Source organism: Hyphomicrobium sp. LHD-15 (genome assembly GCF_031157355.1).
Classification (GTDB): Bacteria; Pseudomonadota; Alphaproteobacteria; order Rhizobiales; family Hyphomicrobiaceae; genus Hyphomicrobium_C.
Genome location: NZ_JAVIFT010000002.1, coordinates 815,912 through 839,871, shown reverse-complemented (window position 1 = coordinate 839,871; position 23,960 = coordinate 815,912). Strand labels below are relative to the sequence as shown.

Here is a 23,960-nt window from a genome sequence, read left to right as displayed (position 1 = left end):
GTCGCGCACGCGCGACACGCAAGAATTTCAAGCCAGTTCTAAATTCATCAGAGACTTAACATCTGATCGACCCTAGGCATGCCTGACGTTGCTCCCAATCGGTTGCACATCAGTCGCCACTACGGGTAACCGTTCCACCGCGCGTCCCGCACGAAGGATGGGCGACTTGTGCCGGCAGGTCTCCTGGCTCACGGCTCGAGCGTTTCTTTCCGGCCTTCCCGGGATCCAACGCGGATCGCCAGTGGCATATGTGGAAGAAACTCGCCGTCTACAGTTGCGGGCGCAGCCACGGGATCGATGCGGTTCGCATCTCACCGTGTTCCCTCTTAGACATCACACGCTTGCGCGCATGACATCACCGTCACAGTTCCTATTGCAGATGACTTGAGCCACGGTGTCAACGGAAATTCTGAAACGCGCGTGTCAGGCGCGGAAGTGTCGCGACAGAAACGCGTCTTCACCGCTACGCATCGCGGATGCGCCTCAGCAGATAGGTATCCATGATCCATCCGTTCGCGACCCGCCGCTCCTCGCGAACGCGCGCGATCTCGTCGGCAACATCCTCGAGCGGCCCGGCGCGCAAAACCTCGGTTTGCATGCCAAGATACGCGCCCCAGAAAATTTCATACTCTGCGGCAGGCACCGTGTTGAACGCACACTGCCCGTCGAGCATCACCACGAGGCTTTCCGCGCTGCGCGCCTCTCCTTCGTCAGCAAGCTTGCGCCCGGTCGTGATCTTGACGGCCTCGCCGATCTCGTTGAGGGGCACACGATGCTTCGCCGCGAGCACCTGAAAACTCGCGATGCCCGGAATGACCTCGTAGTCGAACGCGACCCGGCCCGTCTCCAAAATCAGCTGTAAGATGCGGATGGTGCTGTCGTACCAGCAGGGATCGCCCCACACGAGAAACGCTCCGCACTCGTCCTCGCCGAGGTTTTCGAGGATCGCATCCGCATAGCGGTCCGCACGCTCGCGATGCCACTTCCCCACTTCGGCTTTGTAGTCCTGCGGGCGGCGATCCCGCGTCGCCTCGTCGATCGTGACGAACCGATAGTCCGAATGCTCCATAAACCGGCTGCAGATATCGGTGCGGACATCGACGAGAGCCGATTTCTCGCTCCCCTTGTCGACGATGAAGAAAACCCGCGCCCTGTTCATTGCCTTGATGGCTTGCACCGTCAGGTGCTCAGGGTCGCCCGAGCCGATACCGATGACACTGAGAGTTCGCATGCGGAAATCCATTTACAGGCCGGGCAGTTCTGACCGGCGGAAAGGCGTTTTTCCTTGGCCTTGACGAACCGCCGCTTAGTGGGAGCACGAGGCTTTGTCCAGTCGCGCAAGACAGATGAGCCATCCCACGGATTAAACACATAAAACACGAGTCACAAAATCGAGGCCGCGCCGCCGAGATCCGACCGCGTGGGATCACCCCAAACTGCGCAAGCGAACGAGCAAAGCAGCACCTCCCCGAGTTATCCCCATCGTATTTGTTTCTGAACCGTTTCGATGCGGAAAGCCGGTTTGACATCAGCATGTTTCCATTCGAGAGTTCAAAAGATTAGCAAGTGCGGCGACGCACTCACCTGCGCTTTCTGATGCCGTGAGATCTCGTGCGCAGTTGGAGGGGATTGCTCACGTGAGAAGAACTGTCCTAGTCACGGGCGGCGCAGGCTTTATCGGTTCGCACCTCATCGACCAGCTCATCGCCGGGGGGCACGATGTCGTCTGCGTGGACAACTTCTTCACCGGCTCCAAGCGTAACATCGAGCACCTGCTCGGCAATCCCCGCTTCGAGCTTCTGCGTCACGACGTGACGTTCCCGCTCTACATCGAGGTCGACGAGATCTACAATCTCGCGTGCCCCGCGTCGCCGGTGCACTACCAGCGCGATCCCGTCCAGACCACGAAAACCAGCGTCCACGGAGCAATCAATATGCTTGGCATCGCCAAGCGTTTGCGTTGCCGGATCTTTCAAGCCTCGACCTCCGAAGTGTACGGCGACCCCTCCGTCCATCCGCAGACGGAGGACTACTGGGGCAACGTCAATCCGATCGGACCGCGCTCCTGTTACGACGAAGGCAAGCGCTGCGCCGAGACACTCTTTTTCGATTACCACCGCCAACACGCCCTCGAGATCAAGGTCGCGCGCATTTTCAATACCTACGGGCCGCGCATGCAGCTCCATGACGGACGCGTCGTATCGAACCTGATCGTGCAGGCGCTGAAGGGCGAGCCGATCACCATCTACGGCGACGGAAATCAAACGCGATCATTCTGTTACGTCGACGACCTCGTCAACGGAATGATCCGCCTGATGAACAGCGACCGAACGCTTACGGGCCCGATCAATCTCGGCAACCCCGGTGAAATTTCGATCCGAACGCTCGCCGAGCAGATCATCGCACTTACGGGATCGCGATCGAAGCTGAGCTTCCGCGACAAGCCCGCCGACGATCCCGAGCGACGCCGGCCGGACATCTCCCAAGCCAAAGCCGCGCTCAATTGGTCTCCGACAGTGGAGCTGCGCGAGGGACTAAAGAGAACGATTTCCTATTTTGATCGCGTACTCGCGAACGCAGACAGCGCGACGGTAGAAGTTTAGGCTGACACGGCTGATTCGGAGAGACACGGGCAGAGCGATCATCGGCGGGGCGAAAGCGAGATGAAAGAGTTAGATCAATCCCGCCTGTGGGGCGAGCGGCGGTAGAGAGCCATGACATCCATTTTCTCCGGTCTGTCGGCCTCATTGATCGCGAAGCTTTCGCAAACGACCTTCCGCGACCTGACGACGTCGGACATGGAGGCGCTAACCTCGACGCAGGCTGCTGCCCTGAAGTCGACGCAGCTCAACGCACTCAGCACCACCAACATCGAAGCAATGACGGCAACGGCAGTTTCGTCGCTGTCTCCGGTCAGCTTGAACAAGCTCAGTCTCGCCCTGTTCGAGGTTCTCGTCGGGGACGATCTGGAAGCCCTCACGTCCTCGCAGCTCGCAGCCCTCACCGCCACCCAGATCAATACGCTGACGACAACCGAGATCCAGGCGCTCACACAGACCCAGCTCGACGGCATCACCGCGACCCAGATCGCGGGCCTGACCTCGACGACCATCGCGAAGTTCACGGCAACTCAGATCGGGTCTTTCAGCACGACCCAGGTCGGCGGCTTCTCGTCGGCCCAGCTCAACGCGATGTCACCGGAATCGATCCAGGCTCTGGACGTCGCAGGGTTGACAGTGAGCCAGGTCTCTCGCCTTTCCGCTACTGCCTTCGACAACCTGTCTCCGGAGCAGATCGCGGCCTTCACCTCTTCACAAATTGCCGGTCTTTCCACGACATCGCTCAGCCTGCTGTCCACCGCCGAGGTCGAGGGGCTGACATCGACGCAGATCGCCGGTCTGACGGCGAAGCAGATCGTGGGCGCTTCGGCCGATACCCTCGCCAAGTTCACGCCCGACCAGTTGGCCTCCTGGACATCCACTCAAGTCGGCGGATTGAGATCGACCCAACTCACGGGGCTGTCACCCGCTTCGATTCAAGCGCTGAATGCCTCGAGCTTCACCACCACTCAGCTCGCAACGCTCACAACGACCGCCTTCGACAATCTCACCACGACGCAGCTGGCATCCCTTAGCGCCAAGCAGATTTCCGCGCTTTCGACGACATCGATCAACCGCCTACCCTCGTCGGTTCTGCAATCCTTCTCGACCACGCAGATCGGCGGGTTGACCGCGCGCCAGATGACCGGCGCAACCGAAACCACGTTGGCAAACCTGACGTCGCAACAGCTCAGCGTGCTGACCTCGGCCCAGGCCGCTGGTCTCACCACGACTCAGCTGAACGCGCTGCCCGCTCAATCTATCCAGGCATTTCAGTCATCGGCATTCTCGGCCGCGCAACTCGCGAAGCTCACGACGACAGCGTTCGACAACTTGTCGTCAACGCAGATTCTTGCATTCACCTCGACCCAGATCGGATCGCTATCGACAACGTCGATCAACCGGCTGACGGACACCGAGCTTCAGGCATTCACGTCCACCCAAGTCCGCGGCTTGAAGACCGGCCAGATCCCCGGCATGACGACGACCGTGCTGGCAACGTTGACGCCGACGCAAATTGCGTCGCTGACGTCGGCTCAGGTCAAGGCGCTGACCTCGACCCAGGTTGGCGCTTTGTCGTCAACCGCACTTCAAGCGCTCAAAATCTCCGACATGTCCGCCGCACAGATCGGGCGCCTGACCATCACCGATTTCCGCGGCCTGACGACGACGCAGATCGCGTCGCTCACGTCCACCCAAGCCGCCAGTTTCAGCACGACGCTTATCAATGCGATGTCGGCGACCGAGGTACGGTCCCTTACCACCACGCAAATCGGCGGCCTGACAGCCGCCAAGATGTCCGCGCTCGATCCCGCTCAGGTCGCCGCGCTGACGACGACCCAGATAGCGGCGCTCACCGGCACGGCGCTCAGCGGGCTGCGCGATACCCAGATCGCAGCTCTCTCTCCCGACCAGTTGAGTGCTCTCTCGGTCGCTCAAGTCGCGAGCTTGACGTCAACGGCGGTCAGCGGCCTCGAAATCGAAGACATTTCCGCACTGACGACGACCCAGATCGCCGCCATGAAGACGGCCCAGATCCGCGGCCTGACCGAAAGCCAGATCGCCGCCTTCTCGACGACGCAGATCGCCGCGCTTACCACAACCGGGCTGTTCAGCCTGAGTGCGACGCAGGTCGCGGCGTTGTCGCCGGATCAACTTGCAAGCCTCCGTCCAAGCCAGATCGCAGCACTTTCGAGCTCCGGGATCAGTGGCCTCCCGCCCACCTCGATCGCCTCGTTGAGCCCGCAGCAAATCGGCGAGCTCGCGAACTATCAGGTCAAGGCGCTCACCGAAGAGCAGCTTGCAGCCCTCACCTCGTCCCAGGTCGCCGCCTTGACGCCGACGCAGATCGCTCTGCTGTCGAAAACTGCGATCCCCGGCCTTTCGGCCGAGAACATCGGCTATTTGACGACGACGCAGATCAGCGCGCTCGGCGCAGTCCAAGCCTCGGCCTTTGTCGACACACAAATCCGGGCGTTGTCCGAAACACAAATTTCCGCGCTCTCGACTGGCGCGATTGCCGGTTTCACCAATTCGCAGATCGCCAACCTCACCTCGACACAGCTCGCCAGCATGTCGGTAACGCAGATCGGCGCGCTCTCGGCGGACGGCATCAGCGGCCTTGCCGTCGAAGACATCATGACGCTGTCGCTGAATTTCTTCAGCGGCCTGACACAGACCCAGATAAGAGCCTTGTCGGAGTATCAGGTCGTCTCGCTGAGCCCCGAGCAGCTCGCGGCCCTCACCGCCACGCAGATATCCGGCCTCTCGACAGCAGCCATCAGCGGCCTGTCGGTCACGGCGCTGCAGTCTCTTTCATCGACACAGCTCAGCGGCCTGACCGCGGCGCAGATCGGCGCCCTCGACGCCAGCCATATTGCCGGCCTGACACCGGACCAGTTGGCCCGCTGGTCATCGACACAGATCGTCGGTATTTCGCCGGACGTCATCGGAACGTTGAGCACGACGCAGCTGAATTCGCTCACCGCCACGCAAATGCGCGGACTTAGATCCGTGCAAGTCGCTGCGCTCGAAAGCACGCAGCTCGCCGCCCTTTCAACGACGCAGCTCGCGGCCTTGTCCACGACCCAGATGCGCGGCTTCACGGAGACCCAGCTCGCAGGGCTTTCCACCAGCCATTTCGCCGCTCTGCAATCGACGCAGATTGGCGCGCTGTCGACATCGGCCATCGCCGGTCTTTCCGACGAGCAGCTGGGACTTCTCACCACGTGGCAGGCCGACGGCTTCACCGCGACCCAGCTCGCAGCACTGAACGAAACCCAGGTCGGACAGCTGACGACGACACTGCTGGCAAGCCTTACCTCGACGCAGCTCGCAGGGCTTTCGACAGCGTCCGTTGCAGCTCTCACCGCGTCCGGCATCGAAGCCCTCGACGCAAAGCTTATTCGTGGCCTGACTGCGGCCCAGCTTGGCGCACTGACCACCACCCAGCTTAGCTACCTGAGCACCACGCAACTCGCCTTGCTCTCGCCCGAGCAGCTCGCAGGCCTCAGCGCAACGCAGGCATCGAGCTTGAGCCCGAGCCAGCTGGCAACCCTCACTTCGAGGCAGGTAGCCGGGCTTTCCACGTCGGCGATCGGCGGGCTTTCCACGACCACGTTGAGCGCTCTGACCACAACCCAGCTCAAGGGACTGACGGCAACACAGCTCAAAAGCCTGACCGAAAGCCAGGTCGGCACCATCACTTCGACCCAGCTCGGCGCTTTGAGTTCGACCCAGATCGCGGGGCTTTCGACCGCCGCCGTCGCAGCTTTGAGCGTCGATCAGGTGTCGAGCCTCACCACGTCGCAGCTGCGTGGACTTACCTCCGCACAGGTTGCGGCACTGACGACGACGCAGATCGCGAGCCAATCCGCGACCCGCCTGACCGCCTTGACGACCGTGGCCTTGGCAGGATTGACCGAGACCCAGATTCCCGTTTTGACGGGCGACCAGCTCGCAGCCTTCACCGCGACGCAGATCGCGGTTCTCTCGCAAACCGCCATCTCCGGCTTGACCGCGACGCAGCTCGCCGGACTAGCCTCGACGCAGTTCTCGGCCCTCACCGCCACCCAGATGAAGGGGCTGACCGAAGACCAGATCACGGCGCTGAGCACCGGGCAGATCGCGCTCCTCAGCACGACGCAGATGGCAGGCCTGACATCCGATCAGGTCTCCGCCCTCGCGACGACGCAGCTTGCCGCGTTGTCGACCACCGCGCTTCGGTCTCTCACCGCCACCTCGATCGCCGGCCTGACCGGCACCCAATTGACGAGCCTTTCGACGTCGCAGCTCGTTAGCCTGACGGCGGCCCAGATGGGCGCCCTGTCGACAACCGCGATCTCCGGCCTCTCCGCAGCAGAGCTCGCCGCGCTGACCACGACGCAGTTCGCCGCGCTCTCGACGACCGGCATCGCTGCACTGTCCGTGACCCAGCTCGCAAGCCTGACGACGGACCAGATCCGCGTCTTGAGCGCCACCGCCATCAACGGACTGACCTCGACGCAGACCGCAAGCCTGACCACCACACAGCTTTCCGCGTTCACGACAACCCAGGTCAGGGCTCTCTCCGCGACAGGCCTCGCCGGCCTCAGCGCAACCCAGATCGAGCAGCTGTCTGCTTCGCAATTCTCCGCTCTCGGCGCGGCGCAGATCGCGGGTCTCTCGACGACCGCCATCAACGCCCTCTCGACGACGCGGCTGTCGTCTCTCACCACCACGCAGCTCGGTGGCTTGACCTCGAAACAGATCGCGGCCTTGAGCGTCGACCAGGTCGTAAGCCTCTCGACACGGCAACTTCAGGCGCTCTCGCCGAGCGAATTCGACGGCATGACCTCGACCGCCATCGCGGCATTGAGCACGGCTCAGCTGCGCGCGCTGACGACGTCGCAGATCGGCTCCATTTCGACCACCGCCATTGCCGGCCTGACCACGGCTCAGATTTCGTCACTGACCAGCGAGCAGGTCGCGAATATTCTACCGACCCAGATCGCAAGTTTGTCGACGACTGCAATCGCGGGTCTCACTTCCACGCAATTGCGCGAACTCACCAGTACGCAGTTCTCGAGCCTGTCCGCGACCGGAATTTCGTCTCTGACACCGGACCAGCTCTCGAGCCTGACGACGACGCAGATCGGCCTGCTGTCACGCACCGGCATCAGCGGCTTTACCGCGTCCCAGATCGCGAGCCTGACCGCAACCCAATTCGACGCGCTCAACTCGACACAGATCGGCGCGATCTCGACCACCGGCATCCTGGGCCTTACCGAGACCCAGATCGGCACCATGGAAGCGACGCAGTTCGCGGGCCTCCGATCCACTCAGATCGCCGCCATGGACGCCACCCAGATCCGCGCGATGAGCACCACGGAGATTGCTTCACTCACCGCAACGCAGATTCAGGGCCTGTTGCGCGTCCAGATCCGCGCATTGACCGAAACCCAGGTCGGCGCGCTGACCCAGACGCAGATCGCCGCCCTCGACACGTCACAGGTCGTGAACCTGTCGACAACGACGCTGTCTCAACTCAACACATCGCAGCTCGGCGCCTTGACATCGGTCCAGATTGGCGCGCTGTCCTCGCAACAGCTCAACACATTGTCACCGAGCGTCTTTGCCTCGTTCACCACCAACCAGGTGGCAGGCCTGACGACCACGCAGATTTCTTTGCTGACGGCCACCGCGATCAGCGGATTGACCACCACCACGATCGGATCCCTCAACGGAAACCAGATCGCAGCATTCACGACCACGCAGATCGGCAGCATGACGCCCGAGCAACGCACAGCGCTCGAAGCCGCGGCGTCATAGGCGCCACGGTGAGCGATACGAACCATCAGAATCTCAGCACCAGCATTCGCGTCCATAGTGAGTTACGAACATGAACTTCATTGCGCACACCCCCGACAAGGATGGCATCCCCGTTGTAAGCGTTGCGCCCGACGCCAACACCGCGAACATCGGTGATCTCTTCGGGCTTGCCGAAGTTCGCGAAGCCCACGGCGATATCGCCGGCGCCGCGAACCTCTATCGCGATTGGATCGCGCGCAATCCCACCAACCCGCTACTGCACGCCGCCTACTTCAACTACGGCGTCGTCCTGAACAAATCCGGCGACCGCTATGGCGCGATGAACGCGCTGCGCGCCAGCCTCAGCCTGAAGGCCGACTTCCTGCCGGCCCATATCAATCTCGGCCGGCTGCTGGAGGATGACGGCCAGGTCGGTGCGGCCGTCACCCAATGGCTGCAGCTCGTCTCGCAAACCGGCCTGATCGAAGGCAACGCGGTCAAGCACAAGCTCATCGCCCTGCAGCAGTTGGGCCGCGTCCTCGAAACGTTTCAGCAGGACGAACCGGCCGAAGACGCTCTGCGCCAATCCCTCGACATCGACGACGATCAGCCGGAAGTCGTCCAGCATTGGATCGCCTTGCGGCAACGGCAGTGTAAATGGCCGGTGATCGCCGGATCCGAGCATGTTTCCGTGCGAACGTTGCTTTCATCGATCTCACCGCTATCCCTGGCGGTGCTGAGCAACGATCCCATGTTCCAGCTTGCCCGCGCCTTCAAGTACAGCCGCGAACTGACCGGCGCCTCTCGCGCACCACTTTGCGCGCCGAGCGTCGCAAAGGAACGCGCTTCTTTGAGGAAGAAGCTGCGCATCGGCTATGTCTCGTCGGATCTGCGAGAGCACGCAGTCGGCTTCGCGATGGCCGACGTGCTCGAAACGCACGACAAGGAGGCCTTCGAGATCACCGCTTACTATTGCGGTATCGATCGGCCCGACCCGACCCAGCGCAGGGCGCAAGAGAGTGTCGACAAGTGGATCGACATCACGCGCATGACCGACGAGCAGGCCGCCCAGCGCATCCGCGAGGACGGCATCGACATCCTGATCGACCTGAACGGCTACACGAAGGACGCCCGGTCCCGCATCTTCTCGTACCGTCCGGCACCCGTCACCGTGAACTGGTTCGGATTCCCCGGCACCATGGGAAGCCCGCATCACCACTACGTCATCGCCGATCCGATCGTGCTTCCCGAAGGAGACGAGATCTTCTACTCGGAGAAGGTACTCCGCCTGCCGTGCTATCAGCCCAACGACAGGAAGCGCGTCGTCGCGAGCGAGCCGCCGACCCGCGAGGAAGCCGGATTGCCGGCCGACCGCTTCGTCTATTGCTGCCTCAATGGATGCCAGAAGCTCACTCCGGAGGTGTTCCGCAGCTGGCTGGCCATCCTGCAGCAAGTGCCTGATAGCGTGCTCTGGCTCCTGAGCGGCGGCAGCAGCGCCGACGCACGCCTCCGCGAAGTCGCAACCGCGAGCGGCCTCGCCCCCGAGCGGCTGATCTTTGCCGACAAGATGCCGAACCCGCAGCATCTCGCCCGCTATCAGCTCGCGGATCTGTTCCTCGACAACACGCCTTACGGCGCCCACACTACCGCCTCCGATGCGATGTGGATGGGTGTCCCCGTGCTGACCTATCCGGGGCGCACATTCGCTTCGCGCGTCTGCGCAAGCCTCGTGCATGCGGCCGGTCTCGGCGATTTCGTCTGCGACAGCGAAGCCAGCTATGTCGCGCGCGCAATCGCATTGGGACGCGACCGCGCCCAAGTCGACGAGTTGAAGAAGCGCCTTCTCGCGACCCGCACCTCATCCACGCTCTTCGATACGCCCCGGCTCGTGCGCGAGCTCGAAGCACTGTTCCGCGTGATGTGGGCCGATGCTGTCGAAGGCAGACTGCCGAAACCCGACTTCGCGAACATGAACGAGTACTTCGACATCGGGCTCGAGCTGGCCGCGACGGGCAAATCCCCCGCCGCTCGTGAGAACCTGTGCGCCGCCTATCGCGACAAGCTCGACGAATGGGCGACGTGGATTCGCATGCCTGCCGACACCCGTCTGCGGAAAGAGCCGGCGGGCAGCTAAACCCGATCCGCAGTCCATCCTCAGCGCGATCCGGATCTCCAATTTTGGTCGTGCACCCCGCGTTAACTATGTTTGCGCATTTCCTCCGCGTGCTTGCGCGAAATCATCCGGGAATAATGCGAAAATTGCATGCTTTCACCAATCGCTCGGCTCACCTGCCGCAATGCAAAAATGCAGAGTATGGTGTGTGAACGGACGGGATTTCGCGGGATCGGCGACACGAGAAGCACCGGCTGAGCGCCTTGAGCGCGACGCGTCTTGCTTCGGCCGGACCGCCCAGGCGGCATAAGTATCTATTTGATTTTGCAGGGTATAAATGACTGAAAGCGCGGGCAAGAAGATTGCGTGTGTGGTGATGGGCGACGAGTCGCTCTTGATCCAGTGTAGTGAAGCCCTGCGCGACCGCGGCCACGCCATTGCGGCGGTCGTGACCGCGAACGACCAGATCGCCGCCTGGGCGAAGTCTCACGGCCTTCCCACTTTGGCACCCGACAAAGACCTTGAACTTGCATTGGCACCTTATGCCTATGACTGGTTCTTCAGCATCGCCAACCTGCGGATCATTCCCGGTGGCGTCTGGCGAAAGGCCGGTGCCGGAGCCGCGAACTTCCACGACGGCCCGCTGCCACGCTATGCCGGCCTCAACACGCCGGCCTGGGCAATTCTCGCCGGCGAGACGAGCTACGGCGTCACCTGGCACGCGCTGTCGGACGGGATCGACGAAGGCGACATCTACGCCGAGGGCGCCATCGACATCAGCGATGACGACACCGCCCTCACCCTCAACACCAAATGCTTCGAAGCCGGCATCGCTTCCTTTACGGAGCTGATCGACAAGATCGAAGCCGGCACGCTTGTCGGCCAGCCGCAGACGTTCGGCGAGCGGACCTATTACGCCAAGAACGCCCGACCCAAGGCCGCCGCGACCATCGACTTCAGCCAATCGACGAACGACATCAGCCGCCTCGTGCGCGCGTTGACGTTCGGCGAGCGCTACGCCAATCCGCTCTGCCTGCCGAAGATCAAGACGCGCAACGGCGCCTTTGCCGTCACCGAGCTTGAAATCGAAACTGCGGGAACCTCAGGCGCGCAGCCCGGAACGGTTGTCTCTATAGACAGCAACGGCGCCACCATTGCCGCCGCCGATGGCCTCGTTCGCATCAAGAGCCTTCGGGATGCTGCCGGAGCATCGATTCCGCTCGGCAGCATTTTACAAGCTGGTCACCAGCTCGAAGTGCTGTCCACCGCCGAAGCCGACCGGCTGACGGAGCTGGCGGCTACGCTGGCTAAGCATGAAGGCTATTTCCGCGATCGCTTGAGTGGCGCCGCCAATCCCGAGATCCAAGGGCTCGCACCGCAACCGGCGTGCGGCAGCACGAGCTTTGAAACGCTCCGTCTTCCTCTCCCTGCCGGCTGGACTTCTGATCGCACCATCGCCGCCCTCGCGGCCTTCTTTGCGCGCACCGGCAATGCCACGCGCTTCCGGATCGCCTACACCGACGACCGCCTCGCAACTGAAAGCCGCGCCAACGCAGGCTATCTGGCGCCCGCCGTACCTCTCGCCTTCGACGTCGATCAACACACAACCATCGCAGCCCTGGCTGCGATGGTGGAAGCCGAGCTTTCAGAAGCTCGCCGCAGGCCGGGATACCCGGCTGACCTCGTCAGCTGCACGCCGAAACTCGCGGCAGCCCCGCGTGCCCTCGTTGCCGTGCGCGAAACGGCCGACACCACGACCACCGGCGCAGTGGACGGCAGCGTTCTGACCTTCGTAGTCCCGGCGAACGGTAGCGAGCTCCTCATCCACGCCGATACGCTGCGCTTGGCACGCCCCAGTGTCGAAACCATCACGCGCGAACTCCGCGCCGTTCTCGCGGCCTTGGAGACGGCCGATGCGGCTTTGCCCGTTGCCAACCTCCCGATCCTCACCTCCGACGAAATCCAGGAGCTGACGATCGAACGCAACAAAACCGAGCGGGCCTACGATCGCAGCACACTGGTGCATCAGCTCATCGAGCGCCAGACTGCTGAGACGCCGGGTGCAACCGCCCTAATCTGCAACGGCGAAACGCTGACGTATCGCGAGCTGGACGACCGCGCAAACCGTGTCGCCGCCACGCTGGCCTCGCTCGGCGTGAAACCCGATACGTTGGTGGGTCTGCATGTCTCCCGGTCCTGCGACCTCGTCGTCGGCGCGCTCGCGATCTTGAAGGCGGGCGGGGCCTACGTTCCACTCGATCCGACCTATCCGAAAGATCGCGTCGCGCTCATGATCGAGGACAGCGGCCTTTCGATCATCCTCAGCGACGAAGGCCGTGATCCGCCGGTCAAGTCCGCCAACATCCGCGTTCTCTCTGTCCAGCAGGCGGCATCCTCGCCCGCAGCGCCCGCCTCTCCGTCAACGCCGCTTAATTCGGCTAATCTCGCCTACGTCATCTATACGTCGGGTTCGACCGGACGTCCGAAGGGCGTGATGGTCGAACATCGCAACGTCGTCAACTTCTTCGCCGGCATGGATGACCGCATCCCGCGTCCTGCGCCCGGCCAGCAGCCGGTGTGGCTCGCTGTCACCAGCTTGTCGTTCGATATCTCGGTGCTGGAACTCTTCTGGACACTCGCCAACGGCTTCGCAGTCGTCGTTCACGCGAACCAGCATCGCGCAGCTGCGGCCGGAAAGCCGGCGAGCGGCGGAAGATCCCCGATCGATTTCAGCCTCTATTTCTGGGGCAACGACGACGGGGCCGGGCCGCGCAAGTATCAGTTACTGCTCGAAGGCGCACGTTACGCTGACGCTCACGGCTTCCGCGCCGTGTGGACACCGGAACGCCATTTCCATGCGTTCGGCGGCCCCTATCCGAACCCGTCGGTGACCGGCGCAGCAGTTGCCTCGATTACGCGCAACCTCGACATCCGCGCCGGAAGCTGCGTTCTGCCGCTGCACCACCCGGCTCGCGTCGCCGAGGAATGGGCCGTCATCGACAACATCAGCAACGGCCGCGCGGGAATTGCTTTCGCCTCCGGTTGGATGCCCGAGGACTTCCTGCTGCGCCCGGAAAACGCGCCGCCGAACAACAAGACAGCGCTCCTCCGCGACATCGACGTGGTGCGCCGCCTGTGGCGCGGCGAAGCCGTGCAATTCGATGCGCCGGGCGGAAAGAAAGTCGACGTACTGACTCAGCCGCGCCCCGTCAGCAAGGAGCTGCCGGTATGGGTGACGACCGCTGGTAACCCCGACACCTATCGCGACGCCGCCCGCGCCGGAGCCAACGTGCTAACGCACTTGCTCGGCCAGTCGATTGACGAGGTTGCCGACAAGATCAAAATTTACCGCGAAACGTTGCGCGAGACCGGCCGCAACCCGGCCGACTACACCGTAACGCTGATGCTCCACACGCTAATCGGCAGCGATCGCGAAGAGGTGCGTGCTGCGGCTCGCGAGCCGATGAAGGCCTATCTCCGGAGCGCCGCCGCGCTGATCAAGGAGTACGCCTGGGCGTTCCCGGCCTTCAAGAAGCCGCAGGGCGTCACCAAGCCGATGGATATCGACTTGCAGTCGCTCGATCCGGAAGAATTCGACGCGATCATCGAATTCGCGTTCCTGCGCTACTTCGACGACAGCGGCCTGTTCGGAACCGTCGACGACGCCCTCGCGCGTGCCAACCAGCTTAAGGCCATCGGCGTCGATGAGATCGCCTGCCTCATCGATTTCGGCGTCCCGACCGAAACCGCTCTTCACGCCCTCGAACCGCTGGCCGAAGTGGTCGCGGCCGTGCGCACGCAAAGCTCTGAGCAGCCCTTCAACCTTGGCGAAGACAGCAATCTCGCCACCCTCATCCGCAACCACGGCGTGACGCATATGCAGTGCACGCCGTCGATGGCCGCCATGATCCTGATGAGCGACGAGGACCGGGAAGCTCTCCACGCCGTCAAGCATCTCTTCATCGGCGGCGAAGCACTCCAGCCCGCACTGTTGAACGATCTGCGCAAGGCCACCGACGCGACGGTCGAAAACATGTATGGGCCCACCGAAACCACCATCTGGTCTTCGACAGGACCGGCATTGCCTGGCCGCGAAGGCGCCGTACCGCTTGGAACGCCGATCGCCAACACGCAGCTTTACATCCTCGATGAAGCCCGCCGCCTCGTTCCGAAAGGCGTGGCTGGCGAGCTGTATATCGGCGGCGACGGCGTGACCCGCGGCTACTTCGGCCGCGACGACCTCACCCAGGAGCGCTTCACGGCAAACCCATTCCTGGCAGGCGGACGCATCTATCGAACCGGCGACCTCGTCCGCATCGGCGACGACGGCGAAATCAACTTCCTCGGCCGCGCCGATCATCAGGTCAAAGTCCGCGGCTACCGCATCGAGCTCGGCGAGATCGAAGCTCGCATCGGGCTGCATCCCGCGGTGGCGGAATCGGTCGTCGTCGCCCGCGAGGACGAGCCGAACGACGTCCGCATCGTGGCCTACGTGCGCTACGAGCGCGATCCCATTCCGGAGACCGAGCTGAAATCCCACGTGCGCAGTGCACTTCCGGATTTCATGGTTCCCGCGCACTTCGTGACCATGCAGTCGTTCCCGCTGACGCCGAACGCCAAGGTCGATCGCAAGGCCCTGCCGCGTCCTGAGGAAGCAAGCCGCGCCAAGCCCACGGTCGAGTACATTGCGCCCGAGAACGATCTTCAGGTGCGCCTGTCCGACGCCTTCAAGAAGCTGCTCGGTGTCGAGCGTGTCGGTGCCTTCGACAACTTCTTCACGCTTGGCGGACATTCGCTGCTGGCGGTACAGCTCCATCGCGATCTGAAGGCGAATGTCGCGCCGGAACTTACGATCACCGACATCTACCGCTTCCCGACCGTCGCCGGTCTCGCCGGACACATTCAGGACCGCGGTCAGGCGAGCAAGCATCTCGGCCAGGTTGCAGATCGCGCAGCCGCGCGTCGGCAGGCGATGCTCGGGCGACGCGCAGCACCGGAGCGGACACGAGCATCGTGAGCATCTTTGCAGGCCTCCTCGATGCGCGCGTCGCGATAAGCGAGAAGCCGATCGCGGAAACACCGGCTGCGAAGTTCCCGGAAGAAGCCCAATGTGTTGCCGGCGCTGTCGAAAAGCGCCGGCGCGAATTTCTCGCCGGCCGGGTCTGCGCCCACGAGGCCTTGGCAAAGCTGGGCGTTGCGCCTGCGCCGATCCTCGCGAGCCACGATCGCACGCCGATTTGGCCGCAAGGCTTCATCGGCAGCATCACCCACACCGACGGCTATGCCGCGGCCGCGGTGGCGCGATCAGATAGTGCAATCCGGTCGATCGGCATCGACCTAGAACCGGCCGAGCCGCTTCCCTTGGATCTCTGGGAAACGGTCTGTCGATCAGAGGAGCGCACCTGGCTTGAAGCCATGCCGGCTGAAGCGCGGGGGATGCGCCTTCAAAGCCCAATTCCCACTGACGCGCGCGATGCTGGAATTCGAGGAGATCGGCGTCACCGTCGATCTCTATCGCGGCCTGTTCACGGCATCGTTCCTGAGCGGCGCGCCGCAAGCTTCGGCTCAGGGCGGCATCCGCATCGCGAACGGCCTCTTGGCCTGCGCCATCGCGCTGTGAGCCAGACCATGATCGCTTCAGGCCCTATCAGCCTGAAGCGTGAATCATCGGTCTCATCAAGAGATGAGAGCACCCAGGCCTCGGAGCATACACACGAACGCGGCGGCCGATCTACTCCGCCGCGATCTGCTGCACCGACCGGCTACGATCGGCACGCATCAGCTCTTCGCGGAGACGTCCTGCCAGCACGCGCACGCTCGGCTCCAGCACCATACCGTCGTGATCGCCCGGAACCTCCTGGATGGTGAGGTTCGCAACGAACCGCCGCCAGCCGTTGTCATCGCGCAGCAGGCTGCGCTCGATATTGAGCGCGCGGCCACCGGTGATCTGATAGCCGACGACGAGCTTCGGCCGCATCAGCAGCACGGAGCCACCGTAGGCTGTGCCCTGATACCGCCCCAGCGCGCGGCGGAATGCGGATTCGATCTCTTCGTTGTGGAACTGCTCGACCGATTTGCCCTGACCGGCATTCCGCATTTGAGCCCGCCGCTGCCGGCCTTCAATGTGGTGGCGAATCCACTTTCCAACAAACGAGACGCCGTCGCGTTTGATATCCTGCAACTTCATCAGGATGCGGTCCTGGATCGATAGGACCGGCACATCCGGATAGGGAGTATCCAGCAACACGACGAGCGCCGTCTCCTCGCCTTGCGCGAGAAGCTGTTGCGCAATCTCGTAGGCGACGAGACCGCCACCCGAGAAGCCGCCGATCAGATAAGGCCCCTGCGGCTGCACCGAGCGAATCTCGGCCAGATAGTCTCGCGCCATCTCCTCGAACGTTTCATGCGGCGCTTGACCGCCATAGATGCCGCGCGCCTGCAGGCCATAGACCGGCCGATCGGAACCAATCTGCACGGCGAGATGACGCAGGTTCAGGATGTTGCCGAACATGCCTGCACAAAGGAAGAACGGCGTGCGTCGCGGATCCTTCCCGCTGTCCATGCGCACCAGATGCAGATGACGTGGCTGCTCGAGCGCCGTGACCGTCCCTCCGCTGCCGGCGTCGGCCCCACCCGCACTCTTGCCGCCAGCCTTCTCGATCAAGGCCGCGCATTGAGCAATCGTCGGCGCCTCAAACAGAACCGAGATCGGGAAATCCACCGCGAACGCAGCCTTGATCATGCGGAACAGACGCACGGCGATGAGCGAATGCCCTCCGAGATCGAAGAAGCTGTCGTTGATACCGATCTTCTTGACGCCAAGCAGCTCCGTCCAGAAGCCGGCCAGCGCCTGTTCGATTTCAGTGCTCGGCTCCACAAAATCGACGCCGAGATCCGGCCGCTCGAATGTTGCAGACGCCGCCTGCTGAACCTCGGCGCGAGAAGCCGCGCGCTTGAGCGCGCCAAGATCCATCGAGCTCACGATCACTTGCGGCTTGCCGCTGCCAACCGCACGCAGTAGAGCCTCGAAGCCTTCCTCCGGCAGAATGCCCTGATCGACCTGCGCGGCGAGCCGCGCGAGCGCCGGAGACAGCTCGGCTTCAGTATGCGCCTTAGCCCCGTGGAGCGCCTTCGCGTTATCCTCATTGAGCGCCGCGGCAAGATCTACGCCCGCACCCAGTTGCTTGATCGTGAAACCCTCGACCTCGAGCAGCACCCGGCCCGTCTCATCCGCAATCGTAACGTCGAACGTTGCGTAGCCCGGCCCGAGATCCTTTGAGGTGTTGAGCCGCACATGGCTCCAAACCGCAGCCGGCAGCGCGCCATGGAAGCGGATCTTCCCGTAGGTCATCGGTACCCACAGGCCAGCCGTCGGCGAATAGCCGTCGATCAGATCCATCGCATAGCCGGTCGCGATATCGAGGAGTGCGGGATGAACAAGAAAACCGTGATCGATGTCGCTCGCGAAATCGTCGCCGAGCTTGAGCTTGGCCAGCGCCTCTCCGCGCCCGAACGCGATTGAGCGCAGAACCTGCCAGCGCGGCCCGAACCGAAGATGATCTTCCTGTGCCGAGCGGAGCGCCCGATCCTGCGCTGTCACCGCTTTCTCGGTGCACGACTTCAGAACACGCTCGAGATCGAATACTGCAGGCTTTGCGCGCAGAACCTTGATCTGCGCTTCGGCGTGCCGCTGGAGCCCAACCGCCCCGCTCTCTCCCTGCTCGCTATCCACTGAGAATTGATAGACGCCGTCATCTGCGCGAAGCCCGATACGCACCGTGCGCGGCTCGTCGTCCGGCACGTGCAGCGGACGCAGGAACGTCAGATCCTCAACCTCGAACGACCCGTCGATGCGGTATTCCGCCATCGCCTCGGCGATAAGTTCGATGTATCCGGTTCCGGGCCAGATCGCTTGCCCGCTCTTGAGACGGTGCTCGTTCAAAACCCAATGGCGCGAGCTGTCGAGACGCGCCTCTAGCCAGTCATCCTTACCCGCTTCGCCAAGCACGCGGCGATCGAACAGCGGTGCGTGAGCGGCCTCCACGCTCGACGGCACATCCTCGTGCTCGGCGCGCGCAATCGCGCGGGCAGCCAAACCGACGTCCTTCCAGACACCCCAATGGATCGCAATCGTCTTGGTCCGCGAACCCACCCGGCTCTCTGCAAACGCATTGAGGAAAGCATTGGCGGCGACATAGTCCACCTGACCGGCCGGCGCCGTGTCCGTGCTCGTGGACGAGAACAGCACCATGACGTCGAGCGCCTCGGGATCGAGAAGCTCGGCGAGCACAAGCGTGCCGAGAATCTTGGGCGCGAACACATCCTCGATATCGGCGGGCGCCTTGAGCGCGATCAGGTCGTCCTTGACCAAGCCGGCCGTGTGAAGCACGCCGTTGATCGCGCCCCAATGCGCTTTCGTCTCCGCAATGACGGCCTGCATGGCCTCGGAATTGGTGATGTCAGCGCGAGCCACGCGCACTTCGCCGCCGGCTTGCTCGATCCTGAGGATGGCTGCGATCGCGCGGCCGATCCGATCCTTCTCCCCATAAGCCGCGAGATAGCTCGGCCATTCCGAACGATCCGGCAGCGCCGTACGGCCGATCAGCACGAGGCGCGCCTTGAAGCGTCGCGCGAGATCCTCGGCGCAGGCCGTCGCCAGCTCGCCAAGACCGCCGGTGATCAGATAGACGCCACGCTCGCGGAACGCTTCGGCGCCCTCAGAAAGCTTGTCGAGCGTGACCGCCCCATGACTTTGCGTCCAGCGCCGACCCTTGCGATAGGCGACGATCTCGCTGCCGTTCTCCGCCAGCACATCGTCCCGGATCCGATCGATGATCGTATCGTCCGCCGCACCCTGAGGACTGAGCAGGCTCTTGACGATGAGATCCCGCTGGCGCTGCACGAAGCTAGATGCACCCGTTTCGCTGCGCGGAACATCGATCACGCGTACCGAGACGTTCGGCATTTCACGGGGCAGAACCTGGGCAGGCCCGAGGACCGTTGCCTTGTCGGGATAGGTCAAGGCCTCGTCGCCGACACGCAACATGCCGTTGGTGATCACAGAAATCTGCAAAGGCGTCGCGATACCCGCTTCCGAGAGCGCCTGCCCCAGGAAGAACAGGCTGTAGAAACCCCGCTCCTGGTTGCGATGAAAGAAGCTAGATCCAGGCCGGAAGCTTTCGTCGCTGGTGGCTAGCCACAGATGAACGATCCGCTCCGGCAGACCGCCATTGCTGGCGAGATGTTTCAACAGCGCGTCGTAGTCTTCGCGTCCATGCTCCGGACAAAGGACATAGTCGCCTTCACCGCGTACGCCGAACGCATCGCCGATTCCAACCGTCGCAACCGAATGCCCTTCGAGGCGCAGGCGGGAAACGAACTGCTTTCCAAGCGGGCCGTCGTCGAGAAACACGAGCCAGGACGTCGGCTCTGTCTCCGCTTCCAACTCCACGTTGGCCGCAGACTGCTTCCACACAGGTTGCCAGCCCCATCCAGTCATATCCGGAATCTTGACCGGAGACGCTTCCTCGTCGGCGGCGCTTGCGCTCGCCACACGTTCGAGGAAATAGCTCTGATGCTGGAACGCATAGGTCGGCAGATTCACGCGACGCGGATCTGCCGAAGCCCAGAGCCTTTCGATCGGAACCGCGAGCCCTGTCGCCCACGCCCGGCCAAGCGCGGTCAGGACGTGCAGATTGTCGTCGATCGCCTCGTCGGCGTGCGGCAGACTGTTGATCACCTGATTGGCGGGGATGCCCTGTGCCTTCGACAGCGATCCCAGTACTCGCCCCGGACCGACCTCCACGTAAATCCGGTTCGGGTTCGTGGCGAGCAGCGCCATGCCGTCGCCGAACCGCACCGTCGAGCGCAAATGCTTCGTCCAGTAGGCGGCATCGCGCGCTTCCGCAGCGTTGAGCCAGGTGCCGGTCAGGTTCGAGACGATGGGAATGTTCGGTGCGGAGAGCGGCGTCGCCTTGAGGAAGGCTTCGAAGCGTTCGAGGATCGGCGCCAGCATCCGCGAATGCGCGGCGATATCGATCGGAATGCGGCTGGCTTCGATCCCGTCCCTGACCAGTTCCTGCTTGAACGCGTCGAGCGCTTCGTTTGAGCCCGACACGACACAAAGCTCCGGCGCGTTGATGGACGCGACATCGAGCGCTTCAGGCAGACGCGCCCTCAGGGCATCCGGCGCAAGCGCGACGCTAAGCATGCCGCCCGGCGGAATTTCCTCGAACAGCTCGCCCCTGAGACGCACGAGGTTTACCGCGCGTTCGAAGCTCAATACACCGGCGATACACGCGGCCGCGTTTTCGCCCATCGAATGGCCGATCAGCGCCGTCGGCTTCACACCCCAGCCGATCCAAAGACGGGCGAGCGCAACCTCGACAATGAGAATGGCGGGAAGCTGAAGCGAGGGACGCAGGAAGAGCTCTGCCGCGCCTTCCGCCGAAACGCCGCCAGCGGGCAGCCAGATGTCGCGGATCTCCTGCGCGACGGGTGCCGGAAGGTAGCCAAGCCCTTCATCAACCACGCGCCGGAAAGCCGGCTCGTCCCGATAGAGTGCCCGCGCCATGTGCGGATACTGCGCGCCGCCACCCGGAAACAGGAAAACGGCTTCGGCCTTGCCCTCGACAGGCGTGTGCGTGAACACGCGATGCATGTCGGGCTGATCCAGCAACGCGATTGCATCGGCGCGGTTGGCGACCGCTGCCACGCGGCGATGCTCGAAATGACGTCGCCCGTCGAACAGCGTATGCGCGACATCCTGCAGCGCGAGATCTGGATTGGCTTCGATGTGCCTCGCCAGCCTGCGGCCTGCATCGTCGAGCGCCTTGCGGCTCTTTGCCGACAGCACGAGAATTTGCGGACCAACATCGGCGACCGCTTTGGCAACAACGTTGCGCGCTGGCGCCTGCTCGATGACCGCATGCGCGTTGGTGCCGCCCACACCGAGCGAATTGACGCCCGCGCGGCGCGGCGCGGCGCTCGCCGGCCACGGCGTCAGCTTATCGTTCACGACGAACGGGCTGCTCGCAAAATTGATCGCCGGGTTCGGCTTCTCGAACCCCAAGGTCGGCGGCATCTCGCCATGCTTGACTGCGAGCACCGCCTTGATGAGGCTGACGACACCCGCCGCCGTATCCAGATGCCCGATGTTGGATTTAACCGATCCGACGCGGCAGAACGCGCGCTTCTCGGTTGTCTGGCGAAACGCCTGCGTCAGCGCCTCGATTTCGATGGGATCGCCGAGATAGGTGCCGGTGCCGTGGCATTCGACATAGCCGATCGAGTCCGCTTCGACACCCGCCAGTGTCTGAGCTTCCACGATGGCTTCCGCCTGCCCGGTGACGCTCGGCGCCAGATAGCCCGCCTTGCTCGCGCCGTCGTTGTTGATAGCGGTCGCCTTGATCACCGCGTGGATCGGATCCCCGTCCGCAAGCGCATCCGCAAGCCGCCGCAACACCACGACGCCGGTTCCGCTTCCGAACACCGTGCCCGAGGCACGATGATCGAACGCGCGGCAATGTCCGTCCGTCGAAAGGATCTCGCCATCCTGGAACAGATAGCCGCGCCGATGCGGAAGCTCGATCGTCACGCCGCCCGCAAGCGCCATCTCGCACTCGCCGTTGAGCAGGCTCTGGCACGCGTAGTGAATGGCGACGAGCGACGTGGAACACGCCGTCTGCACGTTGACGCTCGGCCCATGCAAATCGAACACATAGGACGCGCGCGTCGACAGGAAGTCCTTGTCGTTTCCGGTATGGCGCAAAAGAAACATGCCGGTCTTCTCGACCAGCGCGCGGTGGCTGCAGACGTTGAAATAGAAATAGCTGCCCATGCCGCAACCCGCGAACACGCCGACCGGACCGGCCACGCGCTCGGGCGTTCGGGTCGAATCCTCCAGCGCCTCCCAGGCACATTCGAGAAACTGGCGATGCTGCGGATCCATGATCGCAGCTTCCTTCGGGCTGAATCCGAAGAATTCGGCATCGAAGTGTTCGAGGCCCGGCAGCTCGGCTGTGCGCGGGACGTAGTTCTTGCGGCGGATGTTGTCGGGGCTCTCGCCCGCGGCCAATAGTTGCTCCGGCGACCTTGTCTCGATCGACTCCACACCGGCCCGGAGATTGCTCCAAAACTCGTCGACCGACCGGGCGCCAGGAACGCGCAACGCCATCCCGACGATGGCGATATCGCTTTGGGACACGCCGTTCTCGGTGTCAGACATACTAATCACGTCTCCGGTCAATCAGCTGAGCGAGCCAACGGCTGCAGGAAACACGCCAATTCCACCTGCCTAAAGCGGCCGCGAAAACCGACATGGAAGCAAAAATTAAGAAATTACCCCTTAGGCGGCACCACCCGCCCAGTTGATCACCTCAAGCAATAGATATCCTATCCGAAAAAGACCTTAACTGCAAAACACAGTCGACGGATTAAGGGTCGAAAAGCGCGAGTGATGAAAGTACCACACGATCGCCGTCAAAAATTTGATACCCGTACTCATTATATTGAAATCATGAGATATTATAACGGGCGCAAGCTCCGGAAAATCGCGCAAATAAGCGCCGGACGGCCTCCTCTTTGATCAGAATTCTTAACCATATGCATAAACCACGATTTATCTTCCACCTAAAGTCCGAGCGACGGCGCGTGTTATGGGACACGTCCGTTACGCAAAACGGTCTGCAATAGCGGGCATATCAGGGCGTGCATACCGAACCATTTCTCGTTGAAGGCGTAAGCGTCCAGACATTCTCCTTACCGGAGGCGTCGGCCCGCATTTGCGACGACGTAAGCTCCGGCAAGGCTTTCTCCGTCTTTACCCTCAACCTCGATCACATCGTGAAGTTGCGCCGTGACGGAGCCTTCCGCGCCGCTTACGAACGCGCACGCATTGTACTTGCCGACGGCTTCCCGATCGTTCTGTCCGGCCTTCTTCAAAGACGACGCGTCCAGCGCACGACCGGCGCCGATCTGATCGAACCTCTCTGCGCCGAGGCGAGCCGTCGCGACCTGCCGATCCTGCTGTTCGGATCCACGTTCGATACACTCACCGCTGCCGCGCGATACTTGAAGGCGCGCGAACCCAATCTCACCATCGCAGGCGTCTACGCACCAGAGCACGGACTCGACGTTTTGTCCGATCAAGCCGCCGAGGGAATGGATTTCATCAGAAATTCCGGCGCAGGTATTTGCTTCGTCGCGCTCGGCGCTCCCAAGCAGGAGATTTTTTCGGATCGCTGCGCGCAGGAGATGGAAGGAATTTCGTTCATCTGCATCGGCGCCGGCTTGGATTTCCTCGCCGGTCAACAGCGCCGCGCACCGGAGTTCTTTCAGAAAACGGGCCTCGAATGGCTGTGGCGCGTTCTAAACAATCCGCGCCGTCTCGCCCGTCGCTATCTCGAGTGCTTGTTTGTTTTCCCGGGCGTCCTGCTCGACGGATTGGCGCGCCGCTGATC

8 protein-coding genes, 1 pseudogene and 1 riboswitch are annotated in these 23,960 nt (G+C 62.8%); of the genes and pseudogenes, 7 read left to right on the top strand and 2 right to left on the bottom strand.

The annotated features are described in order from the left end of the window. Positions 1–155: 155 nt before the first annotated feature. Positions 156–378: riboswitch (cobalamin riboswitch) on the bottom strand. An 85-nt stretch (positions 379–463) separates the two neighbouring features. Continuing rightward, positions 464–1,231, bottom strand: a complete 768-nt coding sequence (cobF, locus tag RCO24_RS10500) for a precorrin-6A synthase (deacetylating) (protein WP_308961886.1) — start codon at positions 1,229–1,231, stop codon at positions 464–466. 406 nt (positions 1,232–1,637) lie between these two features. Between cobF and RCO24_RS10495 the strand changes: the two genes are divergently transcribed. The 6 genes and pseudogenes from RCO24_RS10495 (at position 1,638) to RCO24_RS10475 (ending at position 16,120) form a co-directional block, all read left to right on the top strand. Further along, positions 1,638–2,603 (top strand): SDR family oxidoreductase, encoded by a 966-nt coding sequence (locus RCO24_RS10495; RefSeq protein WP_308961885.1) that lies wholly within the window; start codon positions 1,638–1,640, stop codon positions 2,601–2,603. A gap of 111 nt (positions 2,604–2,714) precedes the next feature. Beyond that, positions 2,715–8,408, top strand: a complete 5,694-nt coding sequence (locus RCO24_RS10490) for a hypothetical protein (RefSeq protein WP_308961884.1) — start codon at positions 2,715–2,717, stop codon at positions 8,406–8,408. Between the two features lie 70 nt (positions 8,409–8,478). Beyond that, entirely contained in the window at positions 8,479–10,521 is a 2,043-nt protein-coding gene (locus tag RCO24_RS10485; protein WP_308961883.1) for a glycosyl transferase, read from the top strand. 316 nt (positions 10,522–10,837) lie between these two features. Continuing rightward, complete coding sequence (locus tag RCO24_RS10480; RefSeq protein WP_308961882.1) at positions 10,838–15,517, top strand: MupA/Atu3671 family FMN-dependent luciferase-like monooxygenase; 4,680 nt, start codon at positions 10,838–10,840, stop codon at positions 15,515–15,517. Further along, positions 15,514–15,789: pseudogene (locus tag RCO24_RS19250) on the top strand (4'-phosphopantetheinyl transferase); the annotation flags it as partial. The gene RCO24_RS10480 and the pseudogene RCO24_RS19250, both read left to right, overlap by 4 nt. 118 nt (positions 15,790–15,907) lie before the next feature. Continuing rightward, positions 15,908–16,120: a hypothetical protein gene (locus RCO24_RS10475; RefSeq protein ID WP_308961881.1), complete on the top strand. Its 213-nt coding sequence runs from the start codon at positions 15,908–15,910 to the stop codon at positions 16,118–16,120. Between the two features lie 111 nt (positions 16,121–16,231). On the opposite strand, the gene RCO24_RS10470 is transcribed toward RCO24_RS10475, so the two are convergent. Continuing rightward, positions 16,232–22,726, bottom strand: coding sequence for an SDR family NAD(P)-dependent oxidoreductase (locus RCO24_RS10470; RefSeq protein WP_308961880.1), 6,495 nt, complete (start codon positions 22,724–22,726; stop codon positions 16,232–16,234). 482 nt (positions 22,727–23,208) lie between these two features. Here RCO24_RS10470 and RCO24_RS10465 point away from each other — a divergent pair, with 482 nt between their 5' ends. Continuing rightward, the gene (locus RCO24_RS10465; protein ID WP_308961879.1) at positions 23,209–23,958 is read left to right on the top strand and encodes a WecB/TagA/CpsF family glycosyltransferase; all 750 of its coding nucleotides are present in this window, start codon (positions 23,209–23,211) and stop codon (positions 23,956–23,958) included. Positions 23,959–23,960 lie beyond the last annotated feature (2 nt).

Excerpts from the sequence above, each read along its gene's own strand:
- cobF (WP_308961886.1), bottom strand. The coding sequence starts at position 1,231 with ATGCGAACTCTCAGTGTCATCGGTATCGGCTCGGGCGACCCTGAGCAC.
- RCO24_RS10490 (WP_308961884.1), top strand. The coding sequence starts at position 2,715 with ATGACATCCATTTTCTCCGGTCTGTCGGCCTCATTGATCGCGAAGCTT.
- RCO24_RS10485 (WP_308961883.1), top strand. The coding sequence starts at position 8,479 with ATGAACTTCATTGCGCACACCCCCGACAAGGATGGCATCCCCGTTGTA.
- RCO24_RS10480 (WP_308961882.1), top strand. The coding sequence starts at position 10,838 with ATGACTGAAAGCGCGGGCAAGAAGATTGCGTGTGTGGTGATGGGCGAC.
- RCO24_RS10470 (WP_308961880.1), bottom strand. The coding sequence starts at position 22,726 with ATGTCTGACACCGAGAACGGCGTGTCCCAAAGCGATATCGCCATCGTC.